This window comes from Providencia sp. PROV114 (genome assembly GCF_032704305.1).
GTDB lineage: Bacteria > Pseudomonadota > Gammaproteobacteria > Enterobacterales > Enterobacteriaceae > Providencia > Providencia rettgeri.
The window spans coordinates 4,201,853-4,215,522 of sequence record NZ_CP120528.1 but is presented as its reverse complement, the minus strand read 5'-3'; the positions used below and the strand labels follow the sequence as shown (position 1 = coordinate 4,215,522).

Genomic DNA, 13,670 nt, shown 5'->3' with positions numbered 1-13,670 from the left:
CGCTCAGTTTTGGCGGGGTTTCTACTTTCGTCTGTAATATTAGTTTTTGAATTCAAGAACCTTACCGTTGTAAAACACATACGGAGCATGCTCTTGGGAGGCTGGCACAAACAGAGCTCGTTTTGCACCAAGGGCCACAGATAGTTCCTTCATCAATGGCATGTTTTCTTTTTTCGCCGCAAGATAGAAGAAACAGGCCGATGCGTACCCAGAGCGATACTCTTCAGGGCTGACTAAAACAGGCGGTTTTGGTAGGTGCCCGGTTTCTTTAGCTTTACTTAACGAGAACCAACTCCAGCTCTTGTCCTGCCCGCATAGTTCATATTCATTAAAACCTGCCATTTTAGGGGCGAAGGTTTTAAAGGCTTCAAACATTTGAGACTGATCTACTTCCCGGTCTCCCCCTGCCCAGGAACCGAATAAAACAACCCCATCAGTATAAGGCTGAGGTCTTTTCGCGGTTAAAAAACCTGTTAAAGCAATGAATGGATCTTTAATAGCCAACCCACCAACAACATCTGCCGTACCGGCACCTGACCGTTGAGTTTTGGCAACCTCTCCTGCTCTTACTGGATTCTCAAGTGGGAGAATACGCCCGCCGTCAACCAGCTTGTTATAGATGACATAATTATCACCTGCATCTGTAATTTGGCGCATCTCCATTGCACGGGCAAACTGTAAAGCCTCCGACGGATTGGTATCCACCGGCATCGGAACAGGTTTAGAAGCACAGCCCGTCATTGCCATTGCCAGAGTAATCAAAGAAGCGGTCAGAATCTTTTTCATGTTCGGTACCTTATTCGTAGAGTTGCAGGTAAGTAGTTTTTCGTGTTGAGAGCATAGTAACCCCGCCATGACAGCTGACGAAGAAATCTGGCTAAAAAAAATCCCCTATTGTTTAAATAAGGGATCTAACACTGTGAATTTGATTTAAATTGAATCTTTCCAAGCGGTTAGCACTTGCTGGTGGCTGCATGTCGCATCTTTCGTGCAAGGTACTTTAAGGGCTGGTTCGAAATTTCCCGGAATAAATTCCCCTTCCAGAGGGGGGATTTCTGTCTTCAGTTCCGGGTCGTAGAAAACAAAAGGTGCATTCACTTTGTTTACCACCCATCCCCAACCAACAGAATCTGGAATGATATACCCCGCCGTGGAGGAAATGTCTTTCACGATCAGCCGTTTCTTGAACTCGCCAAACTTCGACTTGCAAAGCTCGGGCGAGTCCAGCTTTTGGCACAGATTCACGCGCATATAACCGGGAGCAACCAACTGGCTGCCAGGCAACGTATGAAAAGTGCATCCCTGCAAAGCTAACGCTGTGAATATTCCAATCAAAGTTCGCGTTTGCATTAATGAGCCTTATCTTCGCAGAACGGGCACTTATGCTTTTTATTCGAACGATCACCATCAAAGGGAGTGATAAAGGACATTTTACAATGTACGCATTTCACCATTCGGATCTCATCAGAACGGAAGTCACGCGCCAGTGTCCAGGCTTCGTTCGGATGAAGCATAACATCCGCCGCAATAGTCGGTCTGAATCGCATATTTAACTCGCGATACACTTCAAACGAATCGACCACTTCACTGATGTCATCCTGATTGCTAGGGTCCTTCGCGCGACGTAGATAGATGCTCATAAAGTTGGTTGCCTCCATCTTTTTTGGCTGCGAAGCCAAGAAGGTTTCCGACAGTTTCAAGCGTCCGATTGCCACTTCTTCCTGACCGAACTGTTTTTTCAAATGGTCAATGAGTCGGTCACTTGCATTAAGCGACGTGGTAATGATACGACGACGGAAGCCCAGTTTGACCATCCGCTGTGCCAAAGCAAAAATGTCTTCATCTTTTACGAGTGCGGCTTTCATAGATCTGTGCTCCAATGTTCAAAACGTAATTGCAAATAAGCTGGCAAAGTCATGTGCGGGTTATCACTGCCAAAAACAGAGCTCCACTCCCCAGAAGCGAGCTCCCGCAGCGAACGAACCGGTTTGATATACAGTTCGCCCTTGATGATGGCGTCAATGGTTTGACTATCGTCAAGCCGCTCAATGAAATTCAACGCTTCATCGGAGCCCAACCAGTAAAATGACTCGGCCAGCGTGCCGTTGAGAATTTTCACCCTGATGCTGTACACGAGAAGTGCAAGCCGAAGAATATAGGAGTCATGCCGGACGAAGTTATCCACTTCTGTAAGTTTGCGTCCAGGCATGTAGTCAACTATAAAAACAGGTACGTTGTATGATTTAACAGATTTTGTCAGCTGCGCTAGAAGGTCTTTGTCTTTTAACACTAAGCGATCATCTTCAGACAGAACAAACGGACTGCGGAAAAAAGATTGCGCGCGTGTTTCCAGTGAAGCAGCGCAGCTCAATAGCGATATGTTTTCATTAACCATTTTCAATCAGCCTCTTCCAGATTCTGAGCACATTCGTACCGTACCAACGCGCTTTGTCACGCAGTTCCGGGTTCGGAGTGTGATAACTACCTATTGCTAAAACGATGTCATCTGGGGAGTTTTTGATAGCGTTACATAACACTTTCGCGCCAACCCGAATGTTAGTGTCTACATCCAGAAGATCCTCTGGCTTGCTGACATACTTCCCGTTCCAGCGATAGTTGACCTGGGCGATACCGATATCGGTTACTTTAGATGCGGCTATGTAGCGCTTAAGCGCGCGCTTCGCATCTTCGTAGTTTTTTGGATAGTAGGCACCGTAAACTGCATTATTCAGTGCCCAAGGGCTTGGGGCGACATAACCGCCGCCACCGGCACGCTGTTTGCTTTCCCACAAAGCAACGGCGTATAAGAGATGCGGGTCCAGACCGCATTCATTCTTGGCATGTTTTTCCCATGCCGTTCCTTTCAAATCAACCACCCCAGCTTGTGCCGGGAGTATTTGAGATGAGAGGATTACTGCTGCCACACTGGCGCTTAACAGTAATTTACCCATTTTGTTTACCCCTAACCCAACAGAGTGGCTTAGCCTAAGCGGAACCGCTTACGCGGCAACGCGGTCTCTGTATGGATCGATTTTTCAGCGTTAACATCGGTATCCCTCTCAGTAGATTGAGTATCTACTGATACCGACAATGTATTTTCGCTTCCTGCCTCGCTCTTCATCAACACCGCCCCACGCGGCTCCGAAGACTCAATATTGCTTCCTGGTATAACGGATACTGCTTCTACTGCTTTTGATGCCAACGGCTGAGCTACTTGCTGCTTTGCTAACTCAGGTTGGTTTTCAGAATAAGACGATTGTAGACCGGTCCCCACCGGCGACGAAATATTCTGCCCTGTTTTTCCTCCTTTTGCCAATTTTTGTGAGCGCGGCTTCTCGCTTACCTTTCCTTTCTTGTAGATGTTGGGCGTTGCCTCACGCCCTAACCCTTCAAGATAAGCCCTGTTCGCCAGGGCAACCAGTGCGCTACTTCTTTTGCCTGGTGGACAGGACTCAAGGTACGCAGCGAGCTCGGGACAAAGAATGTCATTAATCGTCACCCGTAACTGCATTACGTATCCTTATCCGTTATTCGTCACCGTAGATGACGGTGTCAACGCCGTAGTTCCAGAAGCCAATTGCGTTGCTTGCGACCGGATTTGGGCTCGTTACAATACGGGCATTCTGGAACGCTTCGCGCACGGCCTGCTCATAATAAGGAGCTCCACCACCAGCGGTCACAATGATGTGAATAGCCCCTAACGCACGGACATTTTTGCGCAATTCTTTTACTACGCCACCAGCGATTTGCGGAATAACTTTGCTTAGCAGCGGTTTTACTTCAATGTGGCGGGCACCATTGAAGAACGAAGCCGCATCTTTGCGTAACGCAATTTCGACCATTTCAGGAAGATCATCACGCCGCTCATGCGGGTTTTCTTCATTGAGAGTGCGAACAATTCCTTCAATGATCGTGCTGGTGGCTTTCAGTGAAGAGCCGCTGGAGCCCATCACGCGGCTACCATTACTGAAGGCCACATAGTCCATCGAGAAAAAACCAGGGTCGATGACCAGAATATTAGATTCTGACAGTTCATCTTCACTGATAAAGCCTTCGCGGTTCGCGACATCGTTGATAACACCAACACCTTGCGGGATTACCATCACTTGCTTGACCGTCACTTTTGTGGACGGATTAATCGTGAATGTACCTGTCAACCTGGCGACCAACTTGGAGCGCTCGTTATCATCACTGGCGAGCCTTACAGGCAAACCAGTTACCAACAGGTCAATGGTGCTACCGACCTTCTCGGCAATTTTTGCCAACGAGCCAAAGTACAGCGCCAAGTACATTTCCGTGGTGTGATAACTGTCATGTAGTTCACGCCCATCTGGACGATCAGTAAATGCTCGCCACATGTTTCCGTTCGGGTAGACGGTGACTTCGTGGTCACGATTGCGCTTCACCAGATTTACATCCTCTTCTTCTTCCGTGGTGGCATACGCTGGGAAGATTGAGACGTCTGGTACAGAAGCAAAAGCATCGCCAGTCGCAATTTTGACGTTGCTATAACCAATGTCCACACCACATACGATCGCGTTTTTCTTACTCATTTGTTAACCTTTTATTAACACAATTACAGCTTGTGATACCCTTCCGTCCCCCCCATCCTTGCCACTTCATGCTGCTAACAAAGTGAGACAGTCGAGATATCACCCCGAAAAATTCGTTCGCCCCGAGACAATCGGAGCACATCATAGCCATTCGAAAATCACAAAACATCCTTTTTCATCGACAAAACGAGGACGAAAAAGGACATGATTTACGGCTATATTTAGCCAATTTTTAAGGCCAGATTTAGCCTTCATTCATGGCCTTTTTTATCCCTGATTTACGGCTAGATATGGCCGTAAATCAGGGCTATCGACTTAAAAATAATTCTTGTTTTTGGTACGGATTACCCCTCTCGTTTTATCATGGGGATAACCGCTGACGAAATTAACTAACCCAAATACAGGTCAGAAACTCACCGATTGAACCAAATTATTTTGAGTGGCAACACCTGCTAATCTTCATCTCTTTTCCACGATGTTTCGGCTGTTACCAGGATAGATTTTGATGGGACGATTTCGATCGCAAGCCGGAAAAGCGCCTCGTTTCGGGGACGAAAAACCTTGAGTTGATGTGCTGTTTTAGTGCTTAGTGTGCCTGGTGACTGGATTACGTAACGACTATTGAACTCTTATGCCTTTCTTTTCGCCATAAGAGTGTTAATCAAGGGAAATGCCACAAGATCACTCTGCTGCCATATTATATACGGGGTTAGTTAAAAGGCAGTGATTTAGCCTCTTTGCCCCCCAAAATCGCAGTCTTGCTCAAAAAGGTATTTTCATGTGTTCACCCAACAACTCTGATGCCTTTCTTTTCGCCATGAGAGTGCAAAAGAAGAGAAACAGTCCATGAGATCACTAAGGCGGCGTAATAATATTACCGCTTTTTTTGGGGGGGCTGAGTTTTTGAACCTATTTAGGGTGTTTTTGCTTTAGCCGGAAGAGATCTCATGTGGGGTAATAATAGGGGTTCCGTTTTTTTGGTCTTTTTGAATTTTTAAAGTGAGGGTAACTCTATGGATGTGGAAAGCTACATCAAGCATCTGGAGGAAAGCGTCAAAGCCTTGGACAGATCGGCTGATGTTTTGACTGCCGAAGCAACGACGCTGAGAGAAGATTTTTGGAAGCTGGCAACGGCCGGTGGTGAAAAAGCGCATTACTCATTCAACGTTGTTAAGCAGGGTCCATCCGTTCGGATCCGCTGGGCGAGGATGACTCCATTGCGAAAGGCGGGAGGGGAAATTGCAAGGGTGGTTCCGAAGTATTTGAAAGTGAACAAAGGGGAAAGCTATCCAGCGAAAGTTTTCACGGATGCTACACCCCGTGAATTGACGCTCATTGTTACTTACGAACCGCAGCTGAGTTTGATCCGTTCTGAGATGAAAAAGAACCGGGCAATTCGCCAGCTGTTATCCCGGCGGATAACAGAGAGTAGGAAGCAGCTTTAGCGTGGGGTTATAGCTGCGTAAACAAAACGACCGGTATGGTTAAAATCAACTCAAGAGGAATGTTGAGAATGTCTCACGAAAACGTTAACAGACACGCAACAATTGCAATCAGTGAAGTGTGCGCAAATTTCACCCGCAACCTGGGTACAAAACACGAAGAGTTACTTTGGGGACTAAAGGCGACCCATGAAGTTTTGGACGGTACTGTCGAAACGGTAATGACAATGGCGAATCACAAAAAGATCGCGGCCGTTAAGGTGTTGGCTGATACCAATAGTGATCTGGCTGCACTTGAAGTATTTGCGAAGGGTCTGCAACGCAACACTCTGGTGTATATCCATCATGCTGATGAATGGGATCAGGACGTTCTCTTGAAGGTGATGGCATTGTTCGGGGCGAGGGAATCGAAATGCATGCTGGGCTTCACTGAGCCTTCACGCTTGTGCTTCGGGATTTACATGTTCCTGGTCAGCTATCAAGTTGATGCTGAGAACAAGGTCTCCCGCTGGTCTCTCAATATGAGCGCGCCAATCCATGAGCTTGCCTCTATGAGCTAACTTAACGCATCGCCATAGCACATCTGAAGCCGGGCACCGTCCCGGTTTTTTACGCCTAATTTTAAACACGTCTCCCTCTGTAAAGTGAGCCTTCAGGCGATCAGTTAGTGAGCCTTTAGGCGACTCTCGGGCTTTCAACGGGCGCTGGGGTATCAAGAATGAATTCGGGATGGCCGGGTTTGTTTTTTTTGCGGTGACTATTTGCGATCGGGAAAGGTGGGAAGGTAAACGAAACAAGAAGGAGCGATTTTGTTTTTGTTTTGTTCTCGATGTGAATGTAATTCGGGTAAACAAAGTGAGAATGAGGTACGGAAATGGCGCTTTGTTTTTTCTCAGGGATTGCGGGCAATGATATGGGTGGGATTGTTTAGGGTGTTGAGTTAGAGCACTTCGCGGGTCGCGGATGGCGGGTTCAGTATGAGGTTTAGATGAGCAGGATGCCTCGAATGATTTTCCTCCGGGGGTTGTTGAGGGGTGTGAATGCATTTTGGATTTTTGGAGTGAGTTTCCTCCGGGGGTTTTGGGGTTTTTTACGGTTTATTCCACTGGGGGTGTTAACGGATTTGGTTTTGAGTCCGTCCCAAAACGGGCGCAAAACGAGGCCGATAACCTTTGCCTGATTTTTTTGGCTCCCGTACTCTTTGAGTCGTTTCTCGGGTGTGAAAGAGGGTTCAGCTTTCCACCCGGTTATTTGAGAAGGAAGCCCTGAGGGAGAGTTTTGGGGGTCCCCATAGTTCACGCTGTTGAAAAGTGTGGAGCCGAGCTTGTCGGATGCGGCGGAATTGCCACAGAGCGATCGGCGCAACGAGCATCTGGGGTGGGAGAGCGCACAGAGGTAGTTGCGTTGACGTTGAGCCTGGCGCTGGTGGATGAGATAGGTTTGGTGAAGTTACTTTGTGATTTCGCGGGCAAGGCATTCAGTGACGAAATTGGATACTCATCATTGGCTTCGTTAAGCAATTTCGTCACGGAGCGTATGGGTCTTAATATTCATCTGGTGATGTTGTGTCACAAGGTGGGTCACTCTGTCGGGGGCGAAGAAAGTGGCTTTATCGCGATTTGGTGATGAGGCTGGGCAGGGTTTTAAAGTTCTGAGTTTTGCTCTCGTTATCCGTGGGGGATGTCGAGGGCTCAAGTGATTGGATTGGCCGATCACGAACTAACAATCAACGAGGGGTAAGCATGAGCATCGAAGCGGCAAAGGCACCGAGTGAGTCTGGATTGTTTGGCACTAAAATACCGGCACCGGGATCTCTGTACTGGTTTAACGTATCGTTACTGTTTCTGGTTGTGGCGGGGATGAATGCCCTGGCTGATGGAGCGTTTCCGAGCCTGTTTATCTGTTTCGCTTTATTTGGTTGCGCGGTGTATGGGTGGCTAAGGCCATTGACAAACGGAGAGCAACGTTTGGTATCCGTTCCTGGTTTTCTGTGTTACGCCGGTTGCATGTGGGCGATCATGAACATTCAGCAGCATGTACTGCATGAACCAATTGGGTTTACTGGAACCATGTGTGTGGTGTTGAGCTCGTTCGTCGGGTTCTATCTGGGTCGCTATACCCGGATTGGGCGTTTCTCGTTGAAGCCTCTGACCGAGGAATAACGCGAGCAATATGCTGGATTTGAAACCGCCTTCACTTGGGCGGTTTTTTCATTTTGGGAACCGTGAACAGGAAAATAACTTGTTGTTCTCCTGTGAGGGGTTGGCCGAGAGAATCGCTGGCAAGTTGTGTTAATCCCGCTTTGTCGGAGGGTGCTTGGTGGTAGGATTGACCACAGACAAGAAAACGACACAGGAGAAGCGTATGGAGTTGGCAGGCAAGGTAAAAACGGCAAATGGTTATGCGCATGTTTCAGTGGAAGCGAGCTTCAGCCGATCGGTACATGGTGAACAAGTAGAGTTTCTGGTTACCCGCTCCATGAATGACCATCACCTGGTGGTCACCCATAAGCTGTCTGGCCGCATGGTGTGCCCGATCGACTTCCTGGCAACGGCATTGGAAGGGGCTGAGTTAGCGGGCCGTAAAGCGCTGGACTCGTTCTTGTTTGGTGTTGGGGAAAAACGTTTTATCGACGCCGTGAGTCGCTCCACGGCGTCGTAAAGTAGATCGGAGAAGGATCGGGATCCCTTCTCATTCGCCATGAAAACGTCTCAGGGCGACTTTTTGATTTAAATCCACATACGATTGCACTGGAAACAAAGAAACGCCTCTGGGAGCCGCTGAGGCGTTTTTAGCACATTTTAAGATCCCTTGGTTCAGTATCACTACATAGGGTGGAATTATGTCTGGGTGTATCCATGCAGTACATAGCAAAAAGCGGATTGAAGCCACCAGCGACGTGAGTACCATCCTCGAACGACTGGAGTCAGTAGGCATTGTGGTTGAGTATCAGTGCCGGGAAGGTTACTGCGGTTCGTGCCGAGTGTCTTTACTGGCCGGTACGGTGGAGTATGTGACTAAGCCCCTGGCCTTTGTGAATCCAGGCGAAGTGTTGCCTTGTTGTTGTCGTCCCCGAACTGACGTTGAGCTGGATATCTAATCGCTTCCGTCTGTTCCGTTCGATAATTCATACACGATATGATTAAGCGCCACCAGCAACAGTGGCGTTTTTTTCTGGTATCTCTCATACGTAATCAAGCGCTCTCACTTACCCAAAAAAGACGTTCTACTGTGGCCGCTCGCTATTCGTCAGCCAAATGCACCGTGCTAGCTTTGTTTTAAGATTAACAACCGGAGTATTTACGATGGCACTCTACGACCCCTCTCAAGGTGTTCTCCTTTCCATCCGGGATGACCGCTTCAGTACCATTCGCCCAATCATGCGCCCAGTAGTTCTATTGGTCATTGCGGTGCTGGTGGTAAAGCTGTCTATGTGGATTAACGACGGCAGTTCCTCTATGCCGATGACATCACTCCCAGCCATTTCCTTCTCGCTGATCGGTAGTGGGGTATTGGTATTTGCTCTCTTTGTTATGCGTATACAGCGGCGTGCTCGCTATCACCTCTATCTCGATTCCATTCTGGAGGAACAAATCACATTGCAGGCCGGTGACATGGATGCTGATTCTCAAAGAGAGATTGAGGCCTGGCAACAAATTCAGAAGAGCAAAATCAGTCAGTAAGCAGTAAAGACCCGTTACAAGTTGGCTTTAAAATCTGCGCGTTAAAGCGTTTATGAAATCGGAGAGAAGATGACTTTGCCGAAGTACACTAAACAGCAGCTTGAATTCCTTCAGGCAGATACGTCTGGTAATTTGACTGTGTTGGAGCGGTCGCTGGTGGCGCAGTTGTTGGCAGCTATGCACGTACAAGTAAAACAAGGCTCCGCCCCGGATTGGATACTGACCCACAGCGGGAAACGTTTTTCGTTCCAAGATATCAACCCTGATGCGATTAATATTGAGGATATCGCGACGGCTCTGTCCAATATCTGTCGTTTTACCGGTCACCTGGATCAGCATTACAGCGTGGCTCAGCATTGCGTGCTGGTCAGCCATTTGGTTGAACCGCATCTTGCGTTCGAAGCCTTGATGCATGATGCCAGTGAAGCATACTGCGGTGATGTGAGCAGCCCTCTTAAAGCGCGCTTGCCGGACTACCGTGAAATCGAAGGTCGTGTCGATCGCGCTATTCGAGCAAAGTATGGTTTGCCGCTGGTGGAGTCGCCGGAGGTGAAAGTGGCTGATTTGCGTATGCTCGCAACTGAAATGAGTATGTTCGGCCGACATGGTGCCCAGGCGTTTCCGGATCCCGCTAAATATCCACCAGCGGATTTGATGGGGTTACGACTTCTCCCGGCGGAGGAAGCCCGCGTTGCTTTCCTTCAACGTTTCGAGTTGCTTTACCCTGGCGGATAACCCAAAAAAACAGAACCGAGGTATATCAGAAATGATATGCTTCGGCAGATTATAATCCCAACAGGTTAATATCCAATGAAAAGATTGCTTATTTTATTGTCGCTGACCCTTGCGTTACCTACATTGGCTCAAGCTACTACGGCTGAGGGTGAGTTGCCAAAACTGCATCTGAACGAAGAGAACGAGCACATCGCTCGCAAGGTTGCATTTGATTATTTAGCAAATGCAAAGATTTTCATTTCCCAGGGTACGGTTTCTAAAGACACGTTAACCTATGAAGCCATCATTGCAGACCAGAGATGTACCATTGAAATGGAGTTAGAGACCCTCCCGGTTCAGCGCTGGCTCGTCAAAAAGCTCGACTGCAAAAACTGAGATCTGCTGCGCCATTCATATCGGCAGACCTAAGCATGATGTGGTTTGCCAATCTCTTTGCAATTAATCCCCGTTTTAACACCTTCCAAATTTGTCGTCCTTTTAACTTCGTCAGCGGTAAAGGTCATGGTTAACTATTAACACAAAAATAATTAACACATGGAGTTACAATGTTAAATCTGATTGCTCACCTGGCAGAAAGTGGTCATCAAGTTTGGTTCGGTGAAAACGATACTGTGACGGTGACACAGGTTCGTGGTGATTCGCGAGTGGTTCTTGAAAGCATCCTCGCTAAGGAACCAGCGGCCATCCTGAATCTGTTATCCCGTTATGGGGCTAGCGTTAAGGCTGTAGATGATAAACTGCTTATCTGGCGTGACGTAGATGGTGATGACTGGGCCTGCGATCGTGGTCACCTCTATCGTGGCATCAGAGGTGAATATGGTGTTCGCTGGGAAGTGAAGCTGATACATGGCATCAATATCCACTCCCCATTCGATGCCGTGTTCTGGTTTGCTATACCTTGGGCGTCCCGCGTTGATGTGAACGTCCATTTCTCTATCGGTAATTCGCTCCTGGTTGCCGCTCCGGCTTACATCACCCTGAGCGGCCAGTTGGACAAAGAACAAGTTATGGCCTGGGTGAAACTTTCCGGAATGCAAAATGCCACCAGCATTACCGAACGGTAATACGCCATCTAAACTATGGGGGGATCTCCCCCATTCTGTTTTGCCCTCCCCTCTCAAAAAAATATCTTTTTTTCCTTCGATTCGCTTCGTCAGCGGTTACCCGTGGGTGATACTGTTTTTAGAGGCAGTAAACAAAACGAATAACAGTTATCGAGGTCATTACTATGAACGCTATCAACCAAAAACCAAAACGCCCGAGCCAGACTCCGGCTCAGTTCATGCGCATAGCAAACGAGTCCGACCTGTTCAAGAAAGGTCGCACGTTGTGGTACCACTACAGCAGCAGCTTTGGTTATGAGCGTGAGCTGGTTCGTTCTAACACTCAGCGCCTGGCGCATGGCAGTGGTCTGCCGGTCTCGTTCGTTGAGCGTGCCATCAACCATTATCTGACCCACTGATCCACCAGCGTAAGGACAAAAGCGATGAGCGCAATCAACGGTACATACTGGGTCAAGAACGGCCACACATTTGGTTATACCTTTCCTGAGCAACCGAACATCTTAGGCGTTCTGGCAAGCAAGCCGCAGTTAGGTGCGTGCCTGTCTATGGAGCCGCAGCTGATCACCCCATCGGATGACATGCGTAAGGCCACCGTGCAGGACTTCGATTTTTTCCGCGTTGTCGTCCCTTCGGACTTCAAGCCTGAATAAAACCCTCGGTGCTCTTCGGGGCACCCTGCATTGAGAGTTACCTCCATGATTGACGAACTGAAGGGCCTGATCGTAATGCTCCTGGAAGATGCAACGCGTATTCAGCAGTTGGAACCAAACGCCGGAACATCGGCACGCATTCAAGCCGCTAAAAAAGCCTTGGCCTCTGGAGTATTCGACACACTGTTAATGCTGGTGGCTTCCAATTATCGCTTAGCAATTGCAGAAGCTGGGTATGAGTATGTCATTGGCGCTGATGGTTCGCTGATTGTCAGGGATCCTGTCCAATGCAGTAACGGTGCTTTCAAGTGGGTGGAGCACAAAGACGTTGTTCTGCGTAGCAACGATGATGCTATGCAATTCCTCATTGAGCGAAGTTAGGGGGTAGGTATGTTTCCTCAGGGTATAGAGGTGCGCGCACACCGTTACACTCAGGCGGGTGGCAAGCGCATGGTGCAATACAGCACCCCAGGCACCAATGGTTGGCTGATCACTAACGGCAGCGTAAGTGACTTGGCAGATGTACAGTCACGGCACAATGCTTTGCTAATACATGCCCGCGATAACGGCCTATTGGTGAAATCCCTACACTGATTAGCCATTTCAAAACTCGATACCCTGCCCGAACGCGCGTCGAGCGGGGTATGTCTGCTTGCCAATTTTGCGGCCAAGAGTTTGGCTCTGGTTTTCCTGGGGAATGGGATGAAAGGGCGCGTATTTTTTATCGTGATTCACTTCGTCAGCAGTTCGGGTCGTGTGAGAATTTAATGAGTAAACAAAACAAATAACACGAGGAAAACCGATGCATACTTTAGCTGAGTTGTTACGTTACGCAGGTATCACTTCCCATAAACGTACCCTGCTATCCATCCGTCAGCACACGACCAATTGGGGTCGCTCCGGTCGCGGTGTGCGTCAGAAGCCTCGTTACACGGTCTGGTACGACACCGAAGACAATAACGACCGTATTGTCTTTACCTTCGATGCTGTGCTTAACCTCAAACGTACCGCGCCGGAAAAGCTGGCGGATATCGATATTCAAATCAGTCATTACAGTGGCTGGGATCCCGTGAAGCGCAGATTGACCGTCACCCACCCAGAACGCTACCTGAAGGTCGATGGCATGGTTGAAGGTGGCGGTGAGAAGACCAAAGCCCTCTGGCAAGAAATCATCGCGCTGACTGAAGGCATGGAACGTGACGATAAACTGAGTTCGTATGAGATCACGTTCCTCGCAGCTTAATTGACTGACGACTGACCGCTCCGGCGGTCACTCCCCCTTCCCTATACCAATAACGAGGCAATAATGGGATATGAGATAATCATCACCTCTGACGAGGAACAAGCTGTTTTCGATTCACTCTTGGCAAGCGCGCTTACGGGTGTGGCATCTACCCTTTGGGACAATAACCGTCCATCGGGGCCGAGGGATAGCGAAGCGGCTAACGTGGCATTCAATCTTGCTGAAGAAGCCTTTAAACTCAGACAGGCATATTGCCGTCGAGCGTAATTGTATCGCCTCCGGTTACGGGGGCTAATTTCC

23 protein-coding genes are annotated in these 13,670 nt (G+C 48.5%); 16 read left to right on the top strand and 7 right to left on the bottom strand.

What is annotated here, in order from left to right; translation table 11 throughout:
• Nucleotides 1-39 precede the first annotated feature (39 nt).
• The 7 genes from P3L37_RS19205 to P3L37_RS19175 all read right to left on the bottom strand — a co-directional run bounded on the left by P3L37_RS19205 (nucleotide 40) and on the right by P3L37_RS19175 (nucleotide 4,553).
• Nucleotides 40-786: a hypothetical protein gene (locus tag P3L37_RS19205; RefSeq protein WP_042847220.1), complete on the bottom strand. Its 747-nt coding sequence runs from the start codon at nucleotides 784-786 to the stop codon at nucleotides 40-42.
• Nucleotides 787-930: 144 nt separating this feature from the next.
• Nucleotides 931-1,350 carry a hypothetical protein gene (locus P3L37_RS19200; protein WP_042847219.1) on the bottom strand — a complete coding sequence of 140 codons (420 nt, stop codon included), beginning with the start codon at nucleotides 1,348-1,350 and terminating at the stop codon, nucleotides 931-933.
• Nucleotides 1,350-1,865: a FlhC family transcriptional regulator gene (locus P3L37_RS19195; RefSeq protein ID WP_042847218.1), complete on the bottom strand. Its 516-nt coding sequence runs from the start codon at nucleotides 1,863-1,865 to the stop codon at nucleotides 1,350-1,352. Before P3L37_RS19195 ends, P3L37_RS19200 begins: the two co-directional genes overlap by 1 nt.
• Nucleotides 1,862-2,395, bottom strand: coding sequence for a hypothetical protein (locus P3L37_RS19190; protein WP_042847215.1), 534 nt, complete (start codon nucleotides 2,393-2,395; stop codon nucleotides 1,862-1,864). Before P3L37_RS19190 ends, P3L37_RS19195 begins: the two co-directional genes overlap by 4 nt.
• Entirely contained in the window at nucleotides 2,388-2,951 is a 564-nt protein-coding gene (locus P3L37_RS19185) for a transglycosylase SLT domain-containing protein (protein ID WP_042847212.1), read from the bottom strand. Before P3L37_RS19185 ends, P3L37_RS19190 begins: the two co-directional genes overlap by 8 nt.
• A gap of 29 nt (nucleotides 2,952-2,980) precedes the next feature.
• Nucleotides 2,981-3,511: a hypothetical protein gene (locus tag P3L37_RS19180; protein ID WP_042847210.1), complete on the bottom strand. Its 531-nt coding sequence runs from the start codon at nucleotides 3,509-3,511 to the stop codon at nucleotides 2,981-2,983.
• Nucleotides 3,512-3,527: 16 nt separating this feature from the next.
• Nucleotides 3,528-4,553: a ParM/StbA family protein gene (locus P3L37_RS19175; protein WP_042847207.1), complete on the bottom strand. Its 1,026-nt coding sequence runs from the start codon at nucleotides 4,551-4,553 to the stop codon at nucleotides 3,528-3,530.
• Between the two features lie 1,013 nt (nucleotides 4,554-5,566).
• On the opposite strand from P3L37_RS19175, the gene mobI reads away from it, so the two are divergent.
• From mobI to P3L37_RS19095, 16 genes are all read left to right on the top strand, one after another.
• A complete protein-coding gene (mobI, locus tag P3L37_RS19170; protein WP_042847206.1) occupies nucleotides 5,567-5,998 on the top strand; it encodes a conjugative transfer protein MobI(A/C) in 432 nt (143 codons plus the stop codon).
• 68 nt (nucleotides 5,999-6,066) lie between these two features.
• Nucleotides 6,067-6,555 (top strand): hypothetical protein, encoded by a 489-nt coding sequence (locus tag P3L37_RS19165; protein WP_042847204.1) that lies wholly within the window; start codon nucleotides 6,067-6,069, stop codon nucleotides 6,553-6,555.
• A gap of 844 nt (nucleotides 6,556-7,399) precedes the next feature.
• Nucleotides 7,400-7,621, top strand: coding sequence for a hypothetical protein (locus tag P3L37_RS19160; RefSeq protein ID WP_191901263.1), 222 nt, complete (start codon nucleotides 7,400-7,402; stop codon nucleotides 7,619-7,621).
• A 116-nt stretch (nucleotides 7,622-7,737) separates the two neighbouring features.
• Nucleotides 7,738-8,157, top strand: coding sequence for a hypothetical protein (locus P3L37_RS19155; RefSeq protein ID WP_144139060.1), 420 nt, complete (start codon nucleotides 7,738-7,740; stop codon nucleotides 8,155-8,157).
• Between the two features lie 202 nt (nucleotides 8,158-8,359).
• A complete protein-coding gene (locus tag P3L37_RS19150; RefSeq protein WP_042847195.1) occupies nucleotides 8,360-8,656 on the top strand; it encodes a hypothetical protein in 297 nt (98 codons plus the stop codon).
• Nucleotides 8,657-8,837: 181 nt separating this feature from the next.
• Complete coding sequence (gene yfaE / locus P3L37_RS19145) at nucleotides 8,838-9,095, top strand: class I ribonucleotide reductase maintenance protein YfaE (protein WP_080750913.1); 258 nt, start codon at nucleotides 8,838-8,840, stop codon at nucleotides 9,093-9,095.
• A 205-nt stretch (nucleotides 9,096-9,300) separates the two neighbouring features.
• Complete coding sequence (locus P3L37_RS19140; RefSeq protein ID WP_042847192.1) at nucleotides 9,301-9,678, top strand: hypothetical protein; 378 nt, start codon at nucleotides 9,301-9,303, stop codon at nucleotides 9,676-9,678.
• Nucleotides 9,679-9,855: 177 nt separating this feature from the next.
• Complete coding sequence (locus tag P3L37_RS19135; RefSeq protein ID WP_052219409.1) at nucleotides 9,856-10,413, top strand: hypothetical protein; 558 nt, start codon at nucleotides 9,856-9,858, stop codon at nucleotides 10,411-10,413.
• Between the two features lie 75 nt (nucleotides 10,414-10,488).
• Nucleotides 10,489-10,788, top strand: a complete 300-nt coding sequence (locus P3L37_RS19130) for a hypothetical protein (RefSeq protein WP_042847189.1) — start codon at nucleotides 10,489-10,491, stop codon at nucleotides 10,786-10,788.
• Nucleotides 10,789-10,958: 170 nt separating this feature from the next.
• On the top strand, nucleotides 10,959-11,477 hold the full coding sequence (locus P3L37_RS19125; RefSeq protein WP_042847185.1) for a hypothetical protein: 519 nt from the start codon (nucleotides 10,959-10,961) through the stop codon (nucleotides 11,475-11,477).
• A gap of 164 nt (nucleotides 11,478-11,641) precedes the next feature.
• The gene (locus tag P3L37_RS19120; protein WP_162762200.1) at nucleotides 11,642-11,875 is read left to right on the top strand and encodes a hypothetical protein; all 234 of its coding nucleotides are present in this window, start codon (nucleotides 11,642-11,644) and stop codon (nucleotides 11,873-11,875) included.
• Nucleotides 11,876-11,899: 24 nt separating this feature from the next.
• Nucleotides 11,900-12,127 carry a hypothetical protein gene (locus tag P3L37_RS19115; RefSeq protein ID WP_042847181.1) on the top strand — a complete coding sequence of 76 codons (228 nt, stop codon included), beginning with the start codon at nucleotides 11,900-11,902 and terminating at the stop codon, nucleotides 12,125-12,127.
• A 75-nt stretch (nucleotides 12,128-12,202) separates the two neighbouring features.
• Entirely contained in the window at nucleotides 12,203-12,508 is a 306-nt protein-coding gene (locus tag P3L37_RS19110; RefSeq protein WP_162762190.1) for a hypothetical protein, read from the top strand.
• A gap of 30 nt (nucleotides 12,509-12,538) precedes the next feature.
• Nucleotides 12,539-12,721, top strand: coding sequence for a hypothetical protein (locus P3L37_RS19105; RefSeq protein ID WP_162762199.1), 183 nt, complete (start codon nucleotides 12,539-12,541; stop codon nucleotides 12,719-12,721).
• Between the two features lie 208 nt (nucleotides 12,722-12,929).
• On the top strand, nucleotides 12,930-13,370 hold the full coding sequence (locus P3L37_RS19100; RefSeq protein WP_042847174.1) for a hypothetical protein: 441 nt from the start codon (nucleotides 12,930-12,932) through the stop codon (nucleotides 13,368-13,370).
• Between the two features lie 63 nt (nucleotides 13,371-13,433).
• Nucleotides 13,434-13,637 carry a hypothetical protein gene (locus tag P3L37_RS19095; protein ID WP_042847172.1) on the top strand — a complete coding sequence of 68 codons (204 nt, stop codon included), beginning with the start codon at nucleotides 13,434-13,436 and terminating at the stop codon, nucleotides 13,635-13,637.
• The last annotated feature ends 33 nt before the right edge of the window (nucleotides 13,638-13,670 follow it).

Excerpts from the sequence above, each read along its gene's own strand:
- P3L37_RS19205 (WP_042847220.1), bottom strand. The coding sequence starts at position 786 with ATGAAAAAGATTCTGACCGCTTCTTTGATTACTCTGGCAATGGCAATG.
- P3L37_RS19200 (WP_042847219.1), bottom strand. The coding sequence starts at position 1,350 with ATGCAAACGCGAACTTTGATTGGAATATTCACAGCGTTAGCTTTGCAG.
- P3L37_RS19195 (WP_042847218.1), bottom strand. The coding sequence starts at position 1,865 with ATGAAAGCCGCACTCGTAAAAGATGAAGACATTTTTGCTTTGGCACAG.
- P3L37_RS19190 (WP_042847215.1), bottom strand. The coding sequence starts at position 2,395 with ATGGTTAATGAAAACATATCGCTATTGAGCTGCGCTGCTTCACTGGAA.
- P3L37_RS19185 (WP_042847212.1), bottom strand. The coding sequence starts at position 2,951 with ATGGGTAAATTACTGTTAAGCGCCAGTGTGGCAGCAGTAATCCTCTCA.
- P3L37_RS19180 (WP_042847210.1), bottom strand. The coding sequence starts at position 3,511 with ATGCAGTTACGGGTGACGATTAATGACATTCTTTGTCCCGAGCTCGCT.
- P3L37_RS19175 (WP_042847207.1), bottom strand. The coding sequence starts at position 4,553 with ATGAGTAAGAAAAACGCGATCGTATGTGGTGTGGACATTGGTTATAGC.
- mobI (WP_042847206.1), top strand. The coding sequence starts at position 5,567 with ATGGATGTGGAAAGCTACATCAAGCATCTGGAGGAAAGCGTCAAAGCC.
- P3L37_RS19165 (WP_042847204.1), top strand. The coding sequence starts at position 6,067 with ATGTCTCACGAAAACGTTAACAGACACGCAACAATTGCAATCAGTGAA.
- P3L37_RS19155 (WP_144139060.1), top strand. The coding sequence starts at position 7,738 with ATGAGCATCGAAGCGGCAAAGGCACCGAGTGAGTCTGGATTGTTTGGC.
- P3L37_RS19150 (WP_042847195.1), top strand. The coding sequence starts at position 8,360 with ATGGAGTTGGCAGGCAAGGTAAAAACGGCAAATGGTTATGCGCATGTT.
- yfaE (WP_080750913.1), top strand. The coding sequence starts at position 8,838 with ATGTCTGGGTGTATCCATGCAGTACATAGCAAAAAGCGGATTGAAGCC.
- P3L37_RS19140 (WP_042847192.1), top strand. The coding sequence starts at position 9,301 with ATGGCACTCTACGACCCCTCTCAAGGTGTTCTCCTTTCCATCCGGGAT.
- P3L37_RS19135 (WP_052219409.1), top strand. The coding sequence starts at position 9,856 with ATGCACGTACAAGTAAAACAAGGCTCCGCCCCGGATTGGATACTGACC.
- P3L37_RS19130 (WP_042847189.1), top strand. The coding sequence starts at position 10,489 with ATGAAAAGATTGCTTATTTTATTGTCGCTGACCCTTGCGTTACCTACA.
- P3L37_RS19125 (WP_042847185.1), top strand. The coding sequence starts at position 10,959 with ATGTTAAATCTGATTGCTCACCTGGCAGAAAGTGGTCATCAAGTTTGG.
- P3L37_RS19120 (WP_162762200.1), top strand. The coding sequence starts at position 11,642 with ATGAACGCTATCAACCAAAAACCAAAACGCCCGAGCCAGACTCCGGCT.
- P3L37_RS19115 (WP_042847181.1), top strand. The coding sequence starts at position 11,900 with ATGAGCGCAATCAACGGTACATACTGGGTCAAGAACGGCCACACATTT.
- P3L37_RS19110 (WP_162762190.1), top strand. The coding sequence starts at position 12,203 with ATGCTCCTGGAAGATGCAACGCGTATTCAGCAGTTGGAACCAAACGCC.
- P3L37_RS19100 (WP_042847174.1), top strand. The coding sequence starts at position 12,930 with ATGCATACTTTAGCTGAGTTGTTACGTTACGCAGGTATCACTTCCCAT.
- P3L37_RS19095 (WP_042847172.1), top strand. The coding sequence starts at position 13,434 with ATGGGATATGAGATAATCATCACCTCTGACGAGGAACAAGCTGTTTTC.